The sequence below is a fragment of the Mesobacillus sp. genome (assembly GCF_047739415.1).
Classification (GTDB): domain Bacteria; phylum Bacillota; class Bacilli; order Bacillales; family Cytobacillaceae; genus Mesobacillus.
This window is the reverse complement of the sequence record NZ_JBIQOE010000108.1, coordinates 1-20236: the sequence shown is the minus strand read 5'-3', so window position 1 is coordinate 20236 and position 20236 is coordinate 1. Positions and strand designations below refer to the sequence as shown.

The following is a 20236-nucleotide window of genomic DNA, read 5'->3' as shown; positions in this document are numbered from 1 at the left end:
AGATTTTGATACTATTGAATTGTATAAACACTGTGAATAGGAAAAATGCTATTCCTTGCAGTTAATATTATTCAATGAAGGAAGATGTAAAAATGACCGATAACAAACGTTTAAACGATATAAAATATTCCGTGCTCGACTTGGCTCCAATACTTGAAGGTGGCACAGCAGCAGATGCGTTCAAAAACACACTGGACCTTGCCCAGCATGCTGAAAAATGGGGCTATAACCGTTATTGGTTAGCAGAGCACCATAACATGCCTGGCATCGCAAGTTCCGCTACATCGGTTGTCATCGGCCATGTTGCAGCGGGAACCTCCTCCATTAGAGTTGGTTCAGGCGGTATCATGCTTCCAAACCATGCTCCACTGGTGATTGCTGAACAATTCGGGACGCTTGAATCTCTTTTCCCGGGACGAATTGACCTTGGCCTTGGTCGCGCTCCAGGAACTGACCAGGTGACGGCCTATGCATTACGCCGCGAACGCCGGAGTGATGGTCAGGATTTCCCTGAGCAATTGGATGAACTCCGTGTATATTTCAATCCAGAGCTCGATTCTCAATATCGAGGTGTCAAGGCGATTCCCGGCGAAGGATTGAATATTCCAATCTGGCTGTTAGGCTCAAGTGGCTATAGTGCTCAGCTTGCAGGACAATTAGGTTTGCCGTTTTCTTTTGCGAGCCACTTCTCACCTGAAAATACTTTAGGTGCACTAAAGCTTTACCGAAGGAGTTTCCAGCCTTCAGAAGTTTTGCAAGAGCCTTACGCAATGGTTGGTGTTAACGTGATTGCTGCCGAAACTGATGAAGAAGCAGAATTCCTGGCAACTTCCATGCAGCAGCAGTTCCTTAACTTGTTCAGGAATAATCCAAGTCCATTGCTGCCTCCCGTAAAGAACCTGGAAGAACAGCTGAGCGAGTATGAAAAAATGCTTCTGGGCAGCCGTATCGGTTCATCTATCGTTGGCAGCCCTGATACCATTAAAACAAAGCTTCAGCAATTCCTTGATGAAACACAGGCAGACGAAATGATTATCAACGCACAAATATTTGACCATAAAGCTAGATTGAAATCCTTCGAAATCGTTTCCGAAGTCTTTAAAGGATAGAAAAAATATTTCATGATAGAAAGAGGAGAACCCAATAGATTCTCCTCTTTTAATTTGGCTTATAAGCATGTATGTTCACTTAAATTTGAGTATTGCCCCGATTGCTCCGCTGAATTCCCCATTTCGCAGAAAGATTGGTTCCAGCCCTGACATTTTACAATAGTAATCAAGGCCTTCTTGCAATGGTGTATTGCCAGCCAGCGTGCTTCCTATGAAAATGACTTTCTTGATTCCATGCAAAGCAGCTGTTTGTACGGTTAGAAGTGTGATGGTCTCTGCCATCATATTCAAAAAAGAAGCCATTTTGTCGGCTGGAGAGCTGGCATTGATTGCTTCAGTTTTGGCGAAGTTGCTGGCAGTTAATTCGCCAGGAATCGGTGGTGCCTCCGGATGATAGATATCCTTCACCAGCAGGTCAACATTTCCCCTTTCACCTGAGGCAGACAAACGAACCAGACTTGCAAAATCACTAGAATCAGCCAGGGATTTTCCCAATCCCATAAAAGTACCGCCACCAATTCCGCTGCCAAGAACCCTGTCATAGTGGTCCCCTTCAATTTTAAACCAGGAAGAGCCGGTACCAATATTGATGAGCATGGATTTTGAGGCATTTGGCAATCCTTCCTCCATCATTAAGTAATTCGCACCTTCACATACAGCGGTAAATTCATCGATAATCACTGCATCCGGAAAGAATTCGGCTTTGATTTTCCCTGCTCTCCCGCCTGTCAGGAAGATCGTTTTGTTTGAGGAAATTATTTTCAGCCACCCTAATGCTTCATCCATTTGTCCAATTGGTTGTTTACGAAAATGAAATCTGCCATTTTCTTCATAAGCGATTTTAATTAATGAGCCGCCTGCGTCTATGCCGATCCTATTATTCATGAGGTCTCCCCTTTCATAAAAACAACCAAGCTTTCTTTACTTCCTATTTTAAGTCCTTGTAAAACTTGAAAGCAAAGAAAAAAGCGGCAGTCGCTTTAACTGCCGCTTTCTTCACGGTTAGTCGATAATCACAGATTGACTGGAAACTTTGAACCATCTCATCGGTAACTATACTGACGACTCAATAGGAGCCCTTTTACTCTACCTTGATTGGCACGACTTTCCCATCTTCAATCGCTGCTACAATCAACTCGGCTTCAAATCCGCCATTCGGGTCAATCTTTGGAATGATATATACTTTTTTGTCTTCTGGAAGATTATCCAAACCATCCTGCATGTGTGCCATGATTTTTTCTGGATCATCTACTGATCCTGCTGCTTTTATCGCTTCAGCGAAAGCATACATGGCAATATAATTCAATCCAGCTTCTGAACCCGGATCCTCATCATATTTTGCACGATAATTCTTCACGAATTCTGGAATGCCTGGACTGTCAGAATTTACGAGTGGCATAACACCAATTGCTCCATTCAAGACGTCGTAAGAACCAGTTACTTTCTTCATTTCATCGAACTTTGCCTGGTCCATGACGATGAATCCACCTTTGAAGCCAAGTTCTCTCGCTTGCTTGGCAACTTTTGCGGTTGGCTCGGACGGTCCGCCGATAAATAATACATCAGGCTTCTCTTTCAGAGCATTCGTTATGATCGTGAAGAAATCGGTATCCTTCGCAAAGTCGATCGAAGAGTTATACACGACTTTCCCGCCTGCCTTTTCCCAGTGAGGCTGCAGCTTTTCTGCCCAATCCTTCCCGTATTGTGAAGCAGTCGGAAGGAAGGCGATTTTTTTGCCGAATTTCTCCATTGAATAACTTGTGAATGGCTCAAGATAGCCATCATAACGAGGAGGGATTCTGACTGTTAATTTATTGCCGCCTTCTGTAACCTTAGGTTCACTTGTATAGGCGCCAATAATGAATTTTTCCTGCTGGTTAAACACCTGCATTGCAGCCACTCCGCCACTGTGCGGTGTGAAAATAATCGGCGTCTTGTTTTCCTGCATCAGTCTCTTGGCGTTCGCTCCTGCTTCATTTGGCAAATATTTGTCATCCAGGGATACGATGTTGAATTTATACTTCTTGCCATTTACTTCGACTCCGCCAGCATTGTTAATTTCCTCGGCTGCCATTTGGACGCCATTCAATGTACGTTCTCCGTAAAAGGCTGCTGGTCCGCTCAACGGCCCTGTATATCCAATATTAATCGTTCCTTCCCCTGCTTCAGCATCAGTTTCTGTTCCTCCTGTATCTGTTTTTTCAGAGTTGTTGCAAGCGGCAAGGCTGAAAATCAAAGCAAACATCACACTTAAGACTAATAACAGTTTAGACTTCTTCATTTGCTTTCCCCCTTAATTTGTTTTCTTAATATTCTGAATTATGACTGTAGACCGCTTCGCAACCACCTCCCTATAGACAGAAGTTGTTCTAAGCACCGATATAGGCTTTCTTAATCTCATCATTCGCGAACAGTTCGTCTGAAGTACCTTCCAGGACAACTTCTCCGTTTTCAAACACATAGCCCTTATCGGCAATTTTCAGTGCTGCATTTGCATTTTGTTCAGCCAGCAGAATCGTGGTGCCTTCGCGATTAATGGTTTTAATTACTTCAAACATCTGCTCAACAATCAATGGAGCGAGCCCGATGGAAGGTTCGTCGAGAAGCATCAGTTTCGGTTTTGCCATGAGTGCTCTGCCAATCGCCAGCATTTGCTGCTGTCCCCCACTAAGTGAACCAGCCATATCATCCTGCTTCTCTTCTAAAATCGGGAATAGTTCAAATACATGTTTCATTGATTGCTTTATCTCTTTCTTGTGTTTTCTATGGACATAGGCTCCCATCTTCAAATTCTCTTCTACTGTCATTGAAGGGAACAGTTTACGCCCTTCTGCACATTGGACAATGCCTGACTGGACAATTCTATCTGGAGAGCGTTTGTTAAGGGTTTCGCCTTCAAATTCGATAATTCCAGTAGATGCTTTGTTCAGCCCGCTGATCGTCTTGAATATGGTGCTTTTCCCTGCCCCGTTTGCCCCTAACAAAACAACAATTTGACCAGGATGAACCTCAAGATGTACATTATGGACAGCTGTGAAGCTTCCGTATTTTACTGAAACATCCTGCAGTTTAAGCAATGGCATTCCCTCCCAGATAAGCCTTGATGACAGCAGGATCATTCCTGATTTCGTCCGCAGTTCCCTCAGCGATTTTTTCTCCGTAGTTGAGAACCATGATTTTGTCTGCCAGCTTCATGATCATTTGCATTTTGTGCTCAATCAGGCAGACAGTAATCCCGCTATCAACCATTTTTTTCATTAATTCTGCCAAACCTTCTGTTTCATCAGGATTGACACCGGCTGCAGGCTCATCAAGAAAAACAATTTCCGGTTCCGTCGCAAGGGCCAGCGCAAAGGCCGTCCGCTTTTTCTCTTCCTGTGTAAGGCTGCCAACCAATTTCCCGGCAACCTTTTCCAACCCGGTAAAACTTATCACTTCGAGAGCTTTTTCGCGGCATCGTTCTTCTTCTCTTTTTAACCTCTTGGTTCTTATAACAGCGTCGAGCAAATTTGATTTGGTCCTCAATCTGTGTCCGACGATCACATTGTCAATTACAGTTGACTGTTCAAACAGATTGGTAGTTTGAAAGGTGCGCGCGATTCCCATTTCAGCTATTTTATTAGATGGCATATTAGTGATATCCTGTCCTTTCAGAATAATGCTGCCTGAGCTCGGAGGGTGGAAGCCGCTGATTAAATTGAAAAACGTTGACTTACCGGCACCATTAGGTCCGATAATCGCATTGATTTTCCCTTTTTCAATTGAAAAATCAACGTTATTGACTGCTGTTAAACCGCCAAATTTCTTCGTTAAATTCTTTGTTTCAAGAAACATCCTTATCCCTCCTTCACCTGATTTTCTGCGGAAATTGTGCTTTGTGAAAATCTTTGATCCAGTTGGGCTTTTGCAAGTTTTTTCTCCGCGCGCTTTACATTCCACCCGGCAATTGAACCCGCGATTCCTCGAGGGTAAAAGATCACCAGCAGTGTAAGGATCGGGCCAAAAATAAGCATTCGGTAATCCTGGAGAAATTGCAGCTGCTGCGAAATCCAAACGACCAGAACAGTACCCACGATTGGCCCTGACATTGTGCCGATTCCGCCAATCAACAGGTAGGTAAGCAAATCAAACGTGATGACGATATTACCAATATCAGGACCGATGAAGCGAATGAAAGAAGCGTAAAGAGCTCCTGATAATCCGGCAAAAAAAGTAGAAAGCACAAAGACTTCGAGTTTATTTTTCATAGTAGATATCCCGATTGTTTGTGCCAGATCCTCACTATTGCGAATAGCAATATAAGTCCTTCCTGTCAGGGAATGCACGATCCGGTAAACAATAAGGATCACAACGAGCAAGATGGCGAGGACAAGGTAATATTGTGATAAAGGTGTTTCAAAGGAAATCGGTCCGATATTTCCCGGTGCCGGAATCCCGATAAGTCCTCGGACTCCTTCTGTTAGGCTGTCCCACTTATCAATGACAAGATAGAGGATATATCCTACACAAAGCGTATAAATGGCAAAGAAGTGTTCTTTTGTCCTGAGTGCAATCAGGCCAATCAAAAATCCAAGAGTGCTGGTGATAATCAGGGCAAGAACAAAAGCCAGCCAGAAATTCATCTGCGCTTTTACTGTCAAAAGACCTAAGGAATATGCGCCAACCGCAAAGAAGCCTGCATGCGCTAATGATAGATAACCAGTATACCCGGCTAATAGATTAAGCCCGTAAACACCAATCATCCAGATAAAAGAGAGAGTCATAACATGGATGAAATAGTCATTTTGCGTCACAAATGGAAAGACGATGGCAAAAAGCACAAGGGCCAGAATCATATTCCGTTTATTGATGATCTTCGCCACTAGTGTCCCCCCTTTGCAAAAAGCCCTGTTGGTTTTACGGAGAGAATGATCACCAGCAGGATGAACGCGATGATATCTTTATAATCGTTTGATATATACGTTGCACCAAGGCTTTCGCTGAACCCTAAAATATACCCGCCGATGATGGCTCCTGGGATGCTGCCCATACCGCCGAGTATGATGATGACAAACGCTTTTAAGATGACCAGCTGCCCCATGCCAGGAAAAACCAGATTGATCGGCGCAGCCAGAGAGCTGGCGATCGCCGCAAGCCCTCCGGAAATCAGGAACGTCAGCATCGCGACCCGGTTCGTATTGATTCCTACAAGGTTAGCACCGTCACGGTCCTGTGACATAGCGATGATGGATGCCCCTGTATAAGTCTTTTTCAGGAAAAGGTAAAGCAAAACCATGACGGCAATCGCTGCCATGATGATGAGCAACCTTTGCATAGTAAAGGTCAATCCGAATAACTGGATGACCTGGCCATATGGCGTTGGCATTGTTTGATAGTCCGCTCCCCAGACATACTGGGCAAAAGCTTCAAGGAATAACAGAATTCCAATTGCCGCAATTTTGTCATGTATTGGCGGTGCGTGTCTTAATGGGTAAAAAACTAATCGTTCCATCAGCACGCCGATAAGACCGACAACAATGACAGAAACAAGGATCGCCAGCCAATAATGAAGCCCGTACTGGACCATCATCATCAAGGTGATATACCCGCCTATCATATACAAGGCACCGTGGGCGAAGTTCGGTATATGAAGGATACCGTACACTAGAGTAAGGCCTAGGGCCACTAGTGCATAAACACTTCCGATGGTAAGTCCATTGAACAGCTGCTGAACCAAAATCTCCATCAAAATCCTCCTTATAATTTGATAGCTGCAGTCTACGGAGTGCTATTACCTAATTTTTTCAGCCTTTTGCCGTTCTTCCTCCTGTAATTTACGCCATAATATCTTGCCGCTGCTTGTCATTGGAAACTGTGTCCTGAATTCGACTTCACGGGGATATTTGTACGCTGCCATATGCTGTTTGGACCATTCAATAATTTCATCTTCACTGATTTCTCCATCGTACCCCTCATTTAATATGATGAAGGCCTTCACGGATTCACCTCTTCTTGGGTCTGGAATTCCAACCACCACCGCCTGCTGTATCGCGGGATGTTTGTAAAGATACGATTCCACTTCAGTTGGCCACACCTTATAACCAGAGGCATTGATCATCCTTTTGACGCGGTCGACCATGAAGTAGTATCCTTCTTCATCGAAGCGGCCTATGTCTCCTGTCCTGAAAAACCTTTTGCCATCTATGTCAATGAATGAACTCCTGTTTTCATCTTCCCTGTTGTAATAGCCAACCATTACCTGCGGGCCATTGACTACGATTTCACCTATCTCACCCGCAACAAGTTCTTTTCCGCTTGACGGTTCAATAATCCTTGCATCGACATCAAAAGACGGTATGCCAAGGCATTGCATTTTTGGCCTATCAGGCGGGTTGAAGTGCGTCTGGGCAATTGTTTCTGTAAGTCCATACCCTTCAACAAACCTTAGTCCTGTTAGGTTGTATAATTTTTCTCCAACAGCCTCAGGGAGAGCCGCTCCTCCACCTGATATCGATGTCAAAGTTGCGATGTCCTCTTGTTTCAGTTTAGGATTTGCCAGGAAATCGACGATCATCGTTGCAATCGCCACCCAGTGTGTACATCCTTGCGATTTGATCAATTCAACTGCTGCCTCGCGGTTCCACCTTGTCATTAGGACCATCGTACTGCCGGAATAGATCGGCATATGCATACTGTGAACCATTCCGGTAACATGGAATAATGGCAGGGTCGTTAAATGAACTGCACTGGTGGTAGAACTCGACCAGTGATAAGCACCGATTGTATTCGCCTGCACAGTGCGGTTCGTATGCATACAGCCTTTTGGCAGGCCAGTAGTTCCAGAAGTATAAGGAAGCACAACAAGGTCATCTGCCTGGGTAGTATGAGGGACTGGTTCATACTGAGCCGCTATGGCTTCCTTCCAGTGAAAGTGTCCTGGCTGCTCGAAAACCTTTCTTGCTGCTTCAACTTCCGGTGGCACTGTGCCGTTGAATTCATCCCCTTTATAGTCAGAATAAGCGGCAACTACCACATTATTTAATGGAGTTGTTCCTACGAGTGGCTCGACCTTGTCATAAAGCTCCTGGCCGACTAGCGCGGAATTGATTCCGCAATCCTTGATATAAAAGCTTAGCTCATCTGCAGTCAACATCGGATTGATTGGCACCACGACTGCATCAGCTCTTGAAATGGCATAGAATCCAATCACAAACTGTGGTGAATTTTGCATGAACAACAAAACTCTTTCCCCTTTTGTTACACCCATCTTTTGCTGAAGGAAGCCTGCCAGTGCGTTGACCTCTTCATCAAGCTCCTTATAGGAAATAGTATTACCGTAATAGTAGATTGCGTTCTGGTCAGGATAACGCGCTGCACTGACTTTCAAATTTTCATAGAGTGATGTTTCTGGCAATTTCAGAGATTTAGAGATTTTCGGCCAATGCTCAAAATGAAGATTAGGCATTAATCATTCCTCCTTATATTTTACTCAACTGGTTTGAGGGAACTTCTTTTCTTAAAAGCCTTTGCAGCATCTTTGATGGCTTTCTTTCCGTCTGGCAGAAATTCGGTCATTCCGAGGAAACCATGGAGCATGCCCGGAACGCAAACATATTCTGTTTCTACTCCGGCATTTTTCAGTTTCATGGCAAAATGCTCGCCGCCATCGCATAAAGGATCAAGCTCTGCGGTCATAATAAAAGCTGGCGGAAGCTGTGCAGTGACGTCATCGGGAATTAGCAACGGTGCAGCAAGAGGGTTTTGTGTATCAGATGGTGTGTTCAGGTATTGTTCACGGAACCAGTTCATTGTGGACTTTGTTAAATAGTAGCCTTCGCCGTATTTCTCGTAAGATGGAGTATATTCAAAGCCTGTAGACGGGTAAAACAGCATTTGGTATGCAATCGATGGTGTCTGCCTTTCTAATGCAAGATAGCTGACAACAGCTGCAAGATTTCCTCCTGCACTATCACCTGCAACTGCGATAAAGTTTCCATCGATATTCAGCTCATCAGCGTTTTCAAACACCCATTTAGCAGCTAAATATGAATCTTCTACTGCAACCGGGAATTTGCTTTCTGGAGCAAGACTGTAATCCACTGAAACTACTAAACATTTAGCTTCATTAGACAATGTGTGGCAGAGGGCATCATGCGTTTCAATGTTGCCGATCACCCAGCCGCCTCCATGATAATAAACTACGGCTGGAAGCTTTGACTCTCCAGCTCCTTGAGGTGTATAGATCCTGATATCAATTTCGCCGTTAAATCCAATGATTTTCCGGTCCTCTGTATTTGCCAGCTTTTCAGCTCTGCTCATTTGTTTAGCAGATTGTTCAAATCCCTTTCTAGCTTCCTCCAATGGCAGCTGTTCCAGCGGCAGAACAGAATTATTGGCAAATGCTTCAAGCAACGCTTTCACTTCAGGTTTTAATTGCATATACTCTCCTCCTTTTTATGTAAACGCTATCATTTTATACGACAATGATCCGTTTTTTATCTATAAGCTTAGGAACCTTATTAAATATATTTTGCTGGGAAACGAACTCAATTTCCTTTTCAAACCCATGTTTGCTCAGCATCCGTCCGACCCGGGAAGCTTTTAAAATATCAACACTATTTTGATTGTGCCCATGGTAGAAACTATACGCAGCATAAGCTGAGTCAGTTAGAAAGAATTCGTCGCCAAATTGCTTGATTAGGCAGTCAATGAAGCAGCCCGCTCCCTGGAAATCTTCGACATTGAATTCATTGGAAGAACCCGAGCAGACAACCACGATCGTCTCACCCTGATATTTTTTTATAATATGATTGGCAACTGCATTGCAGTTCAACAGGGACGCCGCATAAACTGCCTTCGCATGAGCAGAATTTTTGAGAGCAACCGTTCCATTAGTGGTAGATAGAATGACAGACTTCCCCCCAATTTTTTCTTTCAGTTCTAGAGGATTTGGTGACAGAAACCCGTCGATTGTTTTCCCTTGATATTCACCAACGAGAACGAAACTGTCTTTTTCCCTGCCGGCAGCTTCCAGTTCGGCAGCCTTTCCATCCAGGACGGGGATCACTTCTTTCGCGCCGAATTCAAGTGCTGACGCGATAGTGGAAGTCGCCAGCAGAACATCGAAAACAACAGCGATTTTGTTATCAGCCATTTTCTGTTTATCGATGTCCTCCTTTTTTAGCAAAAGGTGAACCTTCATCATCCTTCAGCCCTTTCTGTCATTTTTTTCTGCAGTGTAAAGGGCATATTGGATCAGGCTGCTGACAAACTTATCAAGGTTTGCAAAGCGTGGATCCTTCGTCTGTCCCTTTTTCCACCTGTAATAGATTTGCTGGCAAATAACTGCAAGCTTGAAATAAGCAAATGTTTGATAAAAGTTCATGTTAGCCAGATCCCTGCCGCTTTTTCTTGCGTAATGCTCCATAAATTCATCACGAGTCATGAACCCGGATGTTACCGTGACCGGAGGCTTTCCCATCCCTTTTTTCAAAAGATCTGAATCGTCGGGTTCGATCCAATAACTCATCGCAACACCCAAATCAGCTAGCGGATCACCTACAGTTGTCATCTCCCAGTCGAACAATCCAACCATTTCGGTCATTTCCTCATTGAACATAGCATTGTTTAATTTGTAATCATAATGGATGATTGATGGCGTTTCAGATTCAGACACATTCTTTAGCATCCATTGCTTCAATTGCTCAACGCCTTGAACGATATCCGTTTCTGCCCGCTCGTACCGGCGGATCCAGCCTATGACCTGCCTTTCCATGAAGCCTTCGGGTTTTGTCATTTCCGTAAGCTTTGTCTTTGTATAATCAATGCTGTGCAACTCAACAAGGTCGTTGACCATCGTTTCTGACAAAGCCCTGCATATCTCTCTGCCTGGCGTAACGCCTTCAGGAAAATCAGTATCCAATACAATACCGCGTTTTCTTTCCATCACAAAAAATGGACTGCCAATGACACTTTGATCCGCAAACAAATATGGTTCTGGAGCAGCCGCGAAATGAGGGCTGATCTCTTTCAGGATTTTGAATTCCCTTTCCATATCATGTGCTTTTGGTGCCACAGGACCGAGAGGGGGGCGCCGTAAGACCGCCTCCCAGTCACCCATCTTCAGCTGATAGGTTAAATTCGATTTCCCAAAGCTGAATTGCTGAATCGTCAGGTTTTCTTCAGGAAGATTGAGCAAATGCTCCCTCAAGTATTTTTCAATAGCGAGAATATCAAGTTCTTCCCCTTGTCTGATTGGAATCGTATCAGCAGCCATAAGTACCATTCCTCCTTTTAGGTGAAATATTTATTCACGTTCAATGATTGTAGCGATTCCCTGGCCGCCGCCAATGCAAGCAGTGATAAGCGCGTACCGTCCGCCTCTTCGCTCAAGCTCGTAAACAGCTTTCGTCATAAGGATCGCTCCTGTTGCTCCCAATGGGTGTCCATGGGCAATCGCCCCGCCATTTACATTGACTTTTCCCATATCCATATTTAGTTCCCTGTCACAAGCAATGACCTGGGCCGCAAATGCTTCGTTAATTTCGATGATGTCCATGTCCTCGAGAGTCAGGCCAGACTTTTCAAGAACTTTTCTGACTGCTGGTACCGGTCCAATGCCCATGATATTCGGATCCACCCCGGCTACTGCCTGCTCCCTTACGACCGCCATTGGTTTCACACCTAATTCTTGTGCTTTCTCTCTTGACATAACAATCAGCGCTGCCGCGGCATCATTCAGGCCGGAACTGCTTCCGGCTGTGACCGTCCCATTCGGTAAAAAGGCTGGCTTAAGTTGGGCCAGGGCTTCCAAAGTCGTTTGCGGTCTTGGATGTTCATCCTTGTTAAATATGACTGGTGTCCCTTTTCGAACAGGTATCAATAGTGGGACAATTTGTTCGTCAAACCGGCCTTCAGCCATTGCTGCAGCCATTTTTTGCTGACTTGCAAGTGCAAATTCATCCTGCTCTTCCCTGCTGATTGAATATTTTGTTACTAGATTTTCGGCGGTGATTCCCATTGGCGGATCGCCGATTTCTTTTGGTGACAGCTGGGACTTCCTAAAGCTCGGCGGCACTGGGCTGTAGGCTTTTTCGGGTTTATCCATTAAATAAGGTGCCCTGCTCATGCTTTCGATGCCGCCAGCAACATAGACATCACCAGTCCCCGCCTTTATTGCCTGCGCCGCAAGATTGACTGCATTAATTCCCGATCCGCACTGGCGGTCAATCGTCAGTCCGGGCAATTCGAGTGAAAGCCCAGTTTGCAGGGCTGTCAGCCTGGCAATGTTCCCTCCACCGCTAATGACATTTCCCATGATGACATCCTCGACCATTTCAGGCTGTACGTTTGCCCTCCTGATTGCTTCCTTGATTACCTCTGCTCCGAAGACATGGGCAGGTACCGAAGCAAGTGCTCCGCCCTGCCTGCCGATTGCTGTCCTTACTGCGGATACAATGACCGCATCTCTATTCATAGCAGCTGCCTCCTTTTACAGTACATGTGTTCCGCCATCGACTACCACTACATCACCGGTAATATAATCCGACGCTGATGCTGCCAGGAATACTGCTACGCCCTTAAGGTCAGTGTCAGAGCCGAATTTCCGCAGCGGAGTTCCCTCAAGGATCGCCTGGCCGCCTTTTTCAAGCAGACCCTTCGACATCTTTGTCGGGAAAAAACCTGGCGCAATGGCATTAACGTAAATTCCGCGTGGTCCCCACTTTACTGCCAAGTCTTTTGTAAAAGTAATGACTGCACCCTTGCTTGCGTTATATCCAATTGCGTCCATAACCTTGGGATTGGATCCTTTCAGCCCTGCAACCGACGCGATATTTATGATCTTTCCTGCCCCTTGTTCTAGCATCACTTTTCCAGCTGCCTGAGACATTAAGAACGTTCCTGTCACATTGACATTCAGGACCTTTTGCCATGCTTCAAGCGGCATCTCTTCCGCCGGTGCGCCCCAGGAAGCTCCGCTGTTATTGACAAGGATATCGATTCTGCCGAATTTCTCGACGGTCTGTTCTACTACGTTTTTCACATCTTCCGGGTTGGTGATGTCACATTTCAAAGCCAGCGATTCAACTCCGATTTCCTTCAGCTTCCCGCTGACTTCCTCACAGGCTTCAACTCGTCGTGAGCAAACGACCACATTGGCCCCTGCTTCTGCGAATCCAATCGCGATTTGTTCCCCAAGGCCCCGTCCCCCGCCTGTGACAATCGCTACTTTTCCTTTTAGTGAAAATAGTTCAGATACATGCATTGATGAATCCTCCTTACAAGTATTTTTTCAGTTCGTATCTTGCAATCGCACGTTTGTGTACTTCATCCGGACCATCCGCCAATCTTAGTGTCCTGATATTCGCCCATGCAGCTGCGAGCGTGAAGTCATCACTAACACCTGCCGCGCCGAATGCCTGGATCGCCCTGTCGATGATTTTGAGTGCCATATTAGGCGCAACCACTTTAATCATCGCGATCTCTGCCTTGGCTTCTTTGTTCCCAACTGTATCCATCATGTACGCTGCCTTTAGTGTAAGGAGTCTCGCCTGCTCGATATCGATTCTTGCTTCCGCGATCCATTCCTGGATGACGCCCTGGTCGGCGAGCTTTTTCCCGAATGCAGTTCTTTGGAGAACGCGTTTTGACATTTCTTCAAGAGCTCGTTCAGCTGCGCCTATCGTTCTCATGCAATGATGAATTCTCCCTGGCCCAAGACGGCCCTGAGCAATGGCGAAGCCTTTCCCTTCACCCCATAGCATATTGGAGGCAGGCACTCTGACATTCTTGTATTCTATTTCTGCGTGTCCATGAGGCGCATGGTCATACCCGAAGACAGGAAGAATTCTCTTTATCGTTACACCAGGTGAATCAAGCGGAACAAGAATCATAGATTGTTGCTCATGCTTTGGCGCATCGGGGTCATTTTTACCCATTACAATGGCAATCTTGCAGCGTGGATCTCCAGCACCTGAAGACCACCATTTCGTTCCGTTAATGACATACTCATCTCCATCGCGGATGATGCTTGACTGGATGTTTGTTGCGTCGGAGGAAGCGACTTCGGGCTCTGTCATCGAGAAGCAGGACCTGATTTCGCCGTCCAGGAGAGGCTTTAACCATTGCTCCTTATGCTCTACAGATCCATAACGTACAAGGACTTCCATATTGCCGGTGTCAGGCGCAGCACAGTTGAACACCTCTGGAGCGATACTTGACCTTCCCATGATTTCGCATAGCGGTGCATATTCCAGATTGGTTAGACCCTCACCGTATTCACTCTCTGGTAAAAACAGATTCCAGAGCCCTTTTTCTTTCGCCTTCTCCTTCAGTTCTTCCATGATTGGGGGAACTTTAGAGAATGGGTCATTTTTGTCAATCTGGTCTTTATACACCTTCTCATTTAGATAAATGTATTCATCCATGAACTCTGACAGCCTGGCCTGGTATTCCTTGACCTTCTCCGTATGGTTAAAATTCATCCATACCACCTCTTTCTTTTTCATACTAACTAGTAGGTATGTTCGCTTGTTTATTTTCTTTTTCCAGCTGAGCAGCGATAATGTTTTTCTGGATTTCCGACGTGCCCTCATATATCCTTGTGATTCGCGCATCGCGGAAAAATCTTTCGACTGGATAATCGGAAATATAACCGAGGCCGCCGTGAATCTGTACGGCTTTATCGGCGATCCGGTTGTAAACCTCGGATCCATAGAGCTTTAGCATGGCAGCTTCCTTGATGACCTTCTGGCCGGAATCAACCATCCAGGCAACTCGGTATGTAAAAGACCTGAGCGCTTCGATTTCAACCGCCATTTCCGCCAGCATATGGCTTACTGCCTGATGCTTGATGATCGGTTTCCCGAATTGGATCCTCTCTTTGGCATATGCAACAGACATGTCAAGGAGCTTTTGGGAGGACCCCAGATTACGCGCCGCGAGGCCAGCCCTTCCATTGGCCAGTATTTTCAAGGCATTTACATAACCGTGCCCTTCATTCCCAAGAACATTTTCAACCGGTACCTCGCAATCCTCGAACACCAATTCAGCAGAATGGGATCCCTTCAGGCCCATCTTTTTTTCCGTTTCTCCGATCTTGAAGCCAGGGAAGTCCTTTTCGACGATAAACGATGTGATTCCTTTCGCTCCTTTTTCATGGTCTGTCACTGCCATCACTGTAAATACACTTGCCTCTAATGCATTCGTTATATAGTGCTTCAAACCGTTCAGCACATATTTATCGCCTTTTTTTACAGCGGTCGTCTTTAGATTAGCTGCATTCGAACCGGCATCAGGTTCTGTCAGGGCAAAGGCACCGATTTTCTCTCCGCTGGCCATAGCAGGCAAATATTTTCGCTTTTGCTGCTCTTTGCCCAGTTCGACAATCCCGACTGTGCCGATCCCAGTATGGGCACCAATCAAAGTCGTATAGCCATTGTGCGTCTGGCCGATTTCCTCATACAATGCACATTTCTCCACCATGCCGATTCCCAGTCCGCCGTATTCCTCAGGTATGCTTAAACCGAAAAGGCCCATTTCCCTGGAAAGCTGGATGATGTTTTCAGGAATTTTGTCATCTTCCTCGATCTGCATTGCAACAGGCTCGACTTCATTTTGGATAAAATCACGGACATTTCTTTTTAACGCCAGTAAATCATCTTCAAAATCAAAGTTCACTAGTTTTTAACACCTCGTTTCTGCTATTTCTAAATGGAAAGTCGAGATTTTGTTAATATTCCTGAAACCCGAAGCGTTTTTCCTGAAAAACTCATTTTAGACCTAAATGGCATAAACCCAGCAATTCTTTGCCGGGTTTTTGGTTATTAAGAAGCATACCGATGATACAGGACATCTCCCTTAATGACTTCATTGCCATTTTGATTGACTGCTTTAACGTTGAATCTAAGGATGTTCTCATTTTCCTCTGCCAGTTCTGCCTTGAGAGTGACGACGTCATTCAGGAAGACCATTCCTTTAAAACGAATTGTATAATCCTGAATGAATCCTTCCTCGTAAAATTCGGTGAAAAGCTTTGCCAGGTTCCCCATTGTCCACATGCCGTGAGCAATGATTCCCGGCAGCCCCGCTTTTTTCGCTTCTTCATCGATTGTATGGATTGGATTGTAATCTCCTGAAGCACCGGCATATTTGATTAGGGTAATCCGGTCGACCGGATCCAGCTGAACCTCCTTCAGGGATTCTCCTGCCTTTAATTCTGCTAAGCTGCTCATCCGATCAACACCTTCCTTACCGCTTCCGTGATAATTACAGTTTGCGTGGAGGAAAAGACTAGTTTTCCCATTTCGTCTTCACCAAAGCTTTCTAATACCAGGAAGCCCATTTCCCCCTGGGTTCCTTTCTTTTCAAAATAATTTTTGATCACCGAGTAACAGGTTATTTCTTCCCCTACAAGCAATGGTCGCTCGTAATGATAAGTCTGTTCCCCATGGATCAGGCCTTTATTAGGAAGATTCAGCCCCTGTATTGTTCCGTAATCGAAAACCCTTGGAAAAGTAGGCGGCGCAATGTTCCTGTTATATCGTGAGTTTTTGCCTGTATCCTCATCAATGAAAATGGGATGAAGATCTCCGATGGATTCGGCAAATTTCCTGACAGCGCCGCGTTCCACAATGTTTTTAACTTTGTTGGACTGTTTGCCAATATGCTCTTTGAACACTGAATTCTCACCTCACATTAATTTTTTGGACCGCCAGCTACATAAATAACCTGGCCATTGACAAAGGACGATTTTTCATCAGCAAAGAAGGCAACTGCGTTGGCGATATCCGCTGGTTTTCCGCTTCTTCCGACCGGAATGCTCGCGACACTGTGCTTAATCAGGTCATCGAATGAGATTCCAATTCGAGCTGCTGTTTCCTTCGTCATTTCCGTCTCAATAAACCCTGGTGCGACCGAGTTGGCTGTTATTCCATAACGTCCCAGCTCAATCGCAAGTGTTTTAGTGAAACCCTGGAGTCCTGCCTTGGCAGCTGCATAGTTTGCCTGGCCCCTGTTTCCAAGTGCGGAGGTTGACGAAATATTGATGATTCGGCCATATTTCTGTTCAACCATATACTTCTGAGCTGCTTTTGCTGCATTAAATGAACCTTTAAGGTGAACGTCCATAACGGTTTGCCAGTCGGAATCACTCATTTTAAAAAGCAGGTTATCGCGGATAACACCGGCATTGTTCACAAGGATGTCGACAGAGCCAAAAGTGTCATGCACTTCTTTCATTGCCTGTTCAACCTGCTCGGAGTCCGTCACATTCGCTACCTTGGAGTAGACCTCATATCCCTTCTCACGCAACTCGTTTGTGGTTTGCGCCAATGCTTCCTCATTCAAGTCAATAAAAGCAACCTTCGCTCCTTCCTCGGCGAAAAGCTGAACAATCCCTTTTCCGATTCCCCTGCTGCCTCCCGTCACAAAAGCAACTCTTCCCTCAAATCTTCCTGCCATTCTATTTCCTCCTCTATTTATCAAACTGTTAGCGCTTACATTCGTCCGTTATACAAACTGGCCGATTTTAACATGCCCTTTCAATAGGTCCCTAGCGATGATCATGCGCTGAATTTCATCCGTGCCGTCGTAAATTCTCCATAGTCTTGCTTCACGATACCAGCGCTCGATTGGCAATTCCCTTGTATAGCCCATACCGCCATGAATTTGCATGACGCGGTCGACAACTCTGTTCCCCATGTTGGAACCATACAATTTTGCCATCGAAGCCATATGCCTGTTATCCTCACCAGCATCAAGTGTATAAGCGGCATTCAGTACGAGCCATCTTGCTGCTTCGATTTCCACAGCTGAATCGGCAATCATCCACTGGATAGCTTGTCTTTCCGCAATCGGTTTACCAAAGGTTATACGCTCTTTTGAATAGTCAATTGCCATTTGCAGCAAGCGTTCCGCGGCTCCTATCGCCCTGGCGCCGACAACCCATCTTGCAAACCCGATCCATTCCAGTCCCAATTTATAGCCGCCATCGACTTCGCCCAGGATATTTTCCTCTGGTACGCGGACGTTATCAAACACCAGTCCCGCCGGTCCCCATTCGCCCATCGTATGTATGAATTCTGATTTCCAGCCCATATCCCGGTCGACAATAAAGCAAGTCATCCCATCGCGGCCTGTGGCACGGTGTTTTTCTTTATCAGTGATCGCAATGACCATGACAAAATCCGCTTCATTTCCGCCTGTTATAAAAGTTTTCTCGCCATTAAGCACCCATTCATTGCCGTCCTTGACTGCAGTCATTTTAATGTTTCGGGTATCGGAACCCGCACCAGGTTCTGTCATCGCGAAGCACGACTTTTTCTCCCCATTGATGGTTGGGATAAGGTACTTCTGCTTTTGCTCTTCATTTCCATAATAAAGAATGTTGTCAGCTGAGCCTCCAAATTGGAAAGGCACGAACGTTTTGGAAACTTCCATCAGGACGATGGCCATCATCATCTGTCCCAAATCTGCACCGCCATATTCTTCTGGTGTATTGATGCCCCAGAATCCTGCCTCTTTAGCTTTCTGCTGGAGCTCATGCATTTTTCCGGGAGGAAGGCTTGGACGTCCTTCTCTCTCATTTCTTAACACCTCATTTTCGAGGGGCACCAATTCTTTTTCTACAAATCGGCGAATCGTTTTTTGTACCATTTTTTGTTCTTCTGTAAGGCGTAAATGCATTCAAGTCACTCCCATCGTATTCTTCAATTCTGATAGTCTATTAAAAATATATGTCTGGATTTCAAATTACATACCTACCGGTTGGTATGTTAGTTTTATTTTAGAGTGAAATTTCTGAAAAATCAAGTTATTTTAATCAAAAAGTGTAAGCGCCTTGTCCAGCCCCGACAACCGCTGGAGCTGGCTACCTGTAGTTATCCTTTATAACTTGCTGAAAAATAAAAAAAGCAGGGAATAATCCCTGCTAGAAATGTGGTAAATTATCGAGGTTGTTTTCTTTAATTCCATCAGGTTCGCTCCTTAGAATATCACGGCCATATTTATGGAATACATCAACGTGTGCCAGCTTACCCGCCTTGGCCTCAGACAGTGCAGAAATATAATCGAGCTCCCTTCCGCTTTCTGTTTTAAATGCGATCAGGTCGCCATCATCATTTTTCCTGACGGCAACGATTTGTTCTTTTCCTGATTGTTGTGAGTTGGCTTCCAGTTCCGCTTGTCCCTGGCTTTCCTCCTTGTATTCATTGTAAATCTGGTTAAAATCTTTATTTTCCATAAAAAACACCTCCCGAACATATGTTTAGTGTTCGCTTTAAGAAGGCTTTTATACAAAGGCTGTTTCGTAAAGATTTTTGTTAAAATCCTAAAGCCGATTTTAACGTGATAAAGCCATTTTGTACGTCGATATTAAGTGTGCAAGCTCTTTTTTCGTAATTTGCTTTAATTTTGTGAAGAAACTTAGCTCATTCAATCCTATTTTGTAGCCAATAGCAACAAAGTTTTGAGAAAAGAGCCTATACAAAAAAAGGGTGACAATTAGTCACACCTCAAAATGGCTGCCATGCCAGTGTCCTGGCTTTATTGAAACGTTGCTCCACTTCTTTCCAATTGATAACCTTCCACCAGTTTTCAACATATTTAGCCCGATCGTTCTTATACTGCAAATAATAAGCATGCTCCCAAACATCCAATACAAGTAAAGGGACAACATCCCACTGGGTTAAGTTTTGGTGCTTTTCAGCCTGGAGGATTTCCAGCCTGTGGGAACGAGGTGACCAAACAAGGATTGCCCAGCCGACTGCTTCAACATTTTTCGCGGCTTCTGAGTAATGTTTTCTGAATGCATCAAAGCTGCCGAATGAGTCGTTAATCGCTTTCCCGAGCTGTCCTTTTGGCGTGCCGCCGCCATTAGGGCTCATGATGTTCCAAAAAATTGTATGAAGATAATGGCCGGATCCATTGAAGGCTGCTTCTCTTTCCCAATGTTTAATTAAACCGAAATCCCCATTTTGTCGTGCCTTTTGCATTTCTTTTTCAGCCTTGTTCAATCCATTTACATAGCTTTGGTGGTGCTTTAAATGGTGAAGTCTCATTATCTCCTGATCAATCACAGGCTCAAGCGCATCATAAGCATAAGGCAACGGAGGAAGTCTGTGGCCGCCTATAGGGACAGGCTGAAGTCT

At 45.1% G+C, this 20236-nt stretch carries 21 protein-coding genes; 1 reads left to right on the top strand and 20 read right to left on the bottom strand.

Annotated features, from left to right (window positions below):
- Positions 1–92 precede the first annotated feature (92 nt).
- Positions 93–1109 (top strand): LLM class flavin-dependent oxidoreductase, encoded by a 1017-nt coding sequence (locus tag ACH0QE_RS08930; RefSeq protein WP_415800354.1) that lies wholly within the window; start codon positions 93–95, stop codon positions 1107–1109.
- Between the two features lie 75 nt (positions 1110–1184).
- Here the strand turns inward: ACH0QE_RS08930 and coaW are convergent, their stop codons facing one another.
- The 20 genes from coaW to ACH0QE_RS08830 form a co-directional block, all read right to left on the bottom strand.
- Positions 1185–1994 (bottom strand): type II pantothenate kinase, encoded by an 810-nt coding sequence (gene coaW / locus ACH0QE_RS08925; RefSeq protein WP_415800353.1) that lies wholly within the window; start codon positions 1992–1994, stop codon positions 1185–1187.
- 196 nt (positions 1995–2190) lie between these two features.
- Entirely contained in the window at positions 2191–3390 is a 1200-nt protein-coding gene (locus ACH0QE_RS08920) for an ABC transporter substrate-binding protein (RefSeq protein WP_415800352.1), read from the bottom strand.
- An 88-nt stretch (positions 3391–3478) separates the two neighbouring features.
- On the bottom strand, positions 3479–4186 hold the full coding sequence (locus tag ACH0QE_RS08915) for an ABC transporter ATP-binding protein (protein ID WP_415800350.1): 708 nt from the start codon (positions 4184–4186) through the stop codon (positions 3479–3481).
- Positions 4179–4943, bottom strand: a complete 765-nt coding sequence (locus ACH0QE_RS08910; protein ID WP_415800349.1) for an ABC transporter ATP-binding protein — start codon at positions 4941–4943, stop codon at positions 4179–4181. The genes ACH0QE_RS08915 and ACH0QE_RS08910 overlap by 8 nt, the downstream gene beginning before the upstream one ends.
- A gap of 2 nt (positions 4944–4945) precedes the next feature.
- Positions 4946–5971, bottom strand: coding sequence for a branched-chain amino acid ABC transporter permease (locus ACH0QE_RS08905; protein ID WP_415800348.1), 1026 nt, complete (start codon positions 5969–5971; stop codon positions 4946–4948).
- Entirely contained in the window at positions 5971–6834 is an 864-nt protein-coding gene (locus ACH0QE_RS08900; RefSeq protein WP_415800347.1) for a branched-chain amino acid ABC transporter permease, read from the bottom strand. The genes ACH0QE_RS08905 and ACH0QE_RS08900 overlap by 1 nt, the downstream gene beginning before the upstream one ends.
- A 45-nt stretch (positions 6835–6879) precedes the next feature.
- Positions 6880–8553, bottom strand: a complete 1674-nt coding sequence (locus ACH0QE_RS08895; protein ID WP_415800346.1) for a long-chain fatty acid--CoA ligase — start codon at positions 8551–8553, stop codon at positions 6880–6882.
- Between the two features lie 20 nt (positions 8554–8573).
- The gene (locus ACH0QE_RS08890; RefSeq protein WP_415800345.1) at positions 8574–9527 is read right to left on the bottom strand and encodes an alpha/beta hydrolase; all 954 of its coding nucleotides are present in this window, start codon (positions 9525–9527) and stop codon (positions 8574–8576) included.
- A gap of 34 nt (positions 9528–9561) precedes the next feature.
- Positions 9562–10275 (bottom strand): 2-phosphosulfolactate phosphatase, encoded by a 714-nt coding sequence (locus ACH0QE_RS08885; protein WP_415800344.1) that lies wholly within the window; start codon positions 10273–10275, stop codon positions 9562–9564.
- A 21-nt stretch (positions 10276–10296) separates the two neighbouring features.
- Positions 10297–11364, bottom strand: coding sequence for a phosphotransferase family protein (locus ACH0QE_RS08880; RefSeq protein ID WP_415800343.1), 1068 nt, complete (start codon positions 11362–11364; stop codon positions 10297–10299).
- 30 nt (positions 11365–11394) lie between these two features.
- Entirely contained in the window at positions 11395–12564 is a 1170-nt protein-coding gene (locus tag ACH0QE_RS08875; RefSeq protein WP_415800342.1) for a thiolase family protein, read from the bottom strand.
- 15 nt (positions 12565–12579) lie between these two features.
- The gene (locus ACH0QE_RS08870; RefSeq protein ID WP_415800341.1) at positions 12580–13353 is read right to left on the bottom strand and encodes an SDR family oxidoreductase; all 774 of its coding nucleotides are present in this window, start codon (positions 13351–13353) and stop codon (positions 12580–12582) included.
- 13 nt (positions 13354–13366) lie between these two features.
- Positions 13367–14572 carry an acyl-CoA dehydrogenase family protein gene (locus ACH0QE_RS08865; protein WP_415800340.1) on the bottom strand — a complete coding sequence of 402 codons (1206 nt, stop codon included), beginning with the start codon at positions 14570–14572 and terminating at the stop codon, positions 13367–13369.
- A 25-nt stretch (positions 14573–14597) separates the two neighbouring features.
- A complete protein-coding gene (locus ACH0QE_RS08860) occupies positions 14598–15767 on the bottom strand; it encodes an acyl-CoA dehydrogenase family protein (protein WP_415800339.1) in 1170 nt (389 codons plus the stop codon).
- Positions 15768–15913: 146 nt separating this feature from the next.
- Entirely contained in the window at positions 15914–16321 is a 408-nt protein-coding gene (locus ACH0QE_RS08855) for a MaoC/PaaZ C-terminal domain-containing protein (protein WP_415800337.1), read from the bottom strand.
- On the bottom strand, positions 16318–16767 hold the full coding sequence (locus tag ACH0QE_RS08850) for a MaoC family dehydratase N-terminal domain-containing protein (RefSeq protein ID WP_415800336.1): 450 nt from the start codon (positions 16765–16767) through the stop codon (positions 16318–16320). Before ACH0QE_RS08850 ends, ACH0QE_RS08855 begins: the two co-directional genes overlap by 4 nt.
- Positions 16768–16784: 17 nt before the next feature.
- On the bottom strand, positions 16785–17549 hold the full coding sequence (locus tag ACH0QE_RS08845; RefSeq protein WP_415800335.1) for a beta-ketoacyl-ACP reductase: 765 nt from the start codon (positions 17547–17549) through the stop codon (positions 16785–16787).
- Positions 17550–17597: 48 nt separating this feature from the next.
- Complete coding sequence (locus tag ACH0QE_RS08840) at positions 17598–18773, bottom strand: acyl-CoA dehydrogenase family protein (RefSeq protein WP_415800334.1); 1176 nt, start codon at positions 18771–18773, stop codon at positions 17598–17600.
- Between the two features lie 244 nt (positions 18774–19017).
- Positions 19018–19329, bottom strand: coding sequence for a DUF3892 domain-containing protein (locus ACH0QE_RS08835; RefSeq protein WP_415800333.1), 312 nt, complete (start codon positions 19327–19329; stop codon positions 19018–19020).
- Positions 19330–19600: 271 nt separating this feature from the next.
- A partial coding sequence (locus ACH0QE_RS08830) for a superoxide dismutase (protein WP_415800332.1) occupies positions 19601–20236 on the bottom strand: 636 nt, incomplete at its 5' end.

Bases quoted from the DNA above. Each gene is read 5' to 3' on its own strand.
- ACH0QE_RS08870 (WP_415800341.1), bottom strand. From the start codon at position 13,353: ATGCATGTATCTGAACTATTTTCACTAAAAGGAAAAGTAGCGATTGTC.
- ACH0QE_RS08890 (WP_415800345.1), bottom strand. From the start codon at position 9,527: ATGCAATTAAAACCTGAAGTGAAAGCGTTGCTTGAAGCATTTGCCAAT.
- ACH0QE_RS08895 (WP_415800346.1), bottom strand. From the start codon at position 8,553: ATGCCTAATCTTCATTTTGAGCATTGGCCGAAAATCTCTAAATCTCTG.
- ACH0QE_RS08880 (WP_415800343.1), bottom strand. From the start codon at position 11,364: ATGGCTGCTGATACGATTCCAATCAGACAAGGGGAAGAACTTGATATT.
- ACH0QE_RS08875 (WP_415800342.1), bottom strand. From the start codon at position 12,564: ATGAATAGAGATGCGGTCATTGTATCCGCAGTAAGGACAGCAATCGGC.
- coaW (WP_415800353.1), bottom strand. From the start codon at position 1,994: ATGAATAATAGGATCGGCATAGACGCAGGCGGCTCATTAATTAAAATC.
- ACH0QE_RS08835 (WP_415800333.1), bottom strand. From the start codon at position 19,329: ATGGAAAATAAAGATTTTAACCAGATTTACAATGAATACAAGGAGGAA.
- ACH0QE_RS08855 (WP_415800337.1), bottom strand. From the start codon at position 16,321: ATGAGCAGCTTAGCAGAATTAAAGGCAGGAGAATCCCTGAAGGAGGTT.
- ACH0QE_RS08910 (WP_415800349.1), bottom strand. From the start codon at position 4,943: ATGTTTCTTGAAACAAAGAATTTAACGAAGAAATTTGGCGGTTTAACA.
- ACH0QE_RS08930 (WP_415800354.1), top strand. From the start codon at position 93: ATGACCGATAACAAACGTTTAAACGATATAAAATATTCCGTGCTCGAC.
- ACH0QE_RS08840 (WP_415800334.1), bottom strand. From the start codon at position 18,773: ATGCATTTACGCCTTACAGAAGAACAAAAAATGGTACAAAAAACGATT.
- ACH0QE_RS08845 (WP_415800335.1), bottom strand. From the start codon at position 17,549: ATGGCAGGAAGATTTGAGGGAAGAGTTGCTTTTGTGACGGGAGGCAGC.
- ACH0QE_RS08900 (WP_415800347.1), bottom strand. From the start codon at position 6,834: ATGGAGATTTTGGTTCAGCAGCTGTTCAATGGACTTACCATCGGAAGT.
- ACH0QE_RS08865 (WP_415800340.1), bottom strand. From the start codon at position 14,572: ATGAATTTTAACCATACGGAGAAGGTCAAGGAATACCAGGCCAGGCTG.
- ACH0QE_RS08920 (WP_415800352.1), bottom strand. From the start codon at position 3,390: ATGAAGAAGTCTAAACTGTTATTAGTCTTAAGTGTGATGTTTGCTTTG.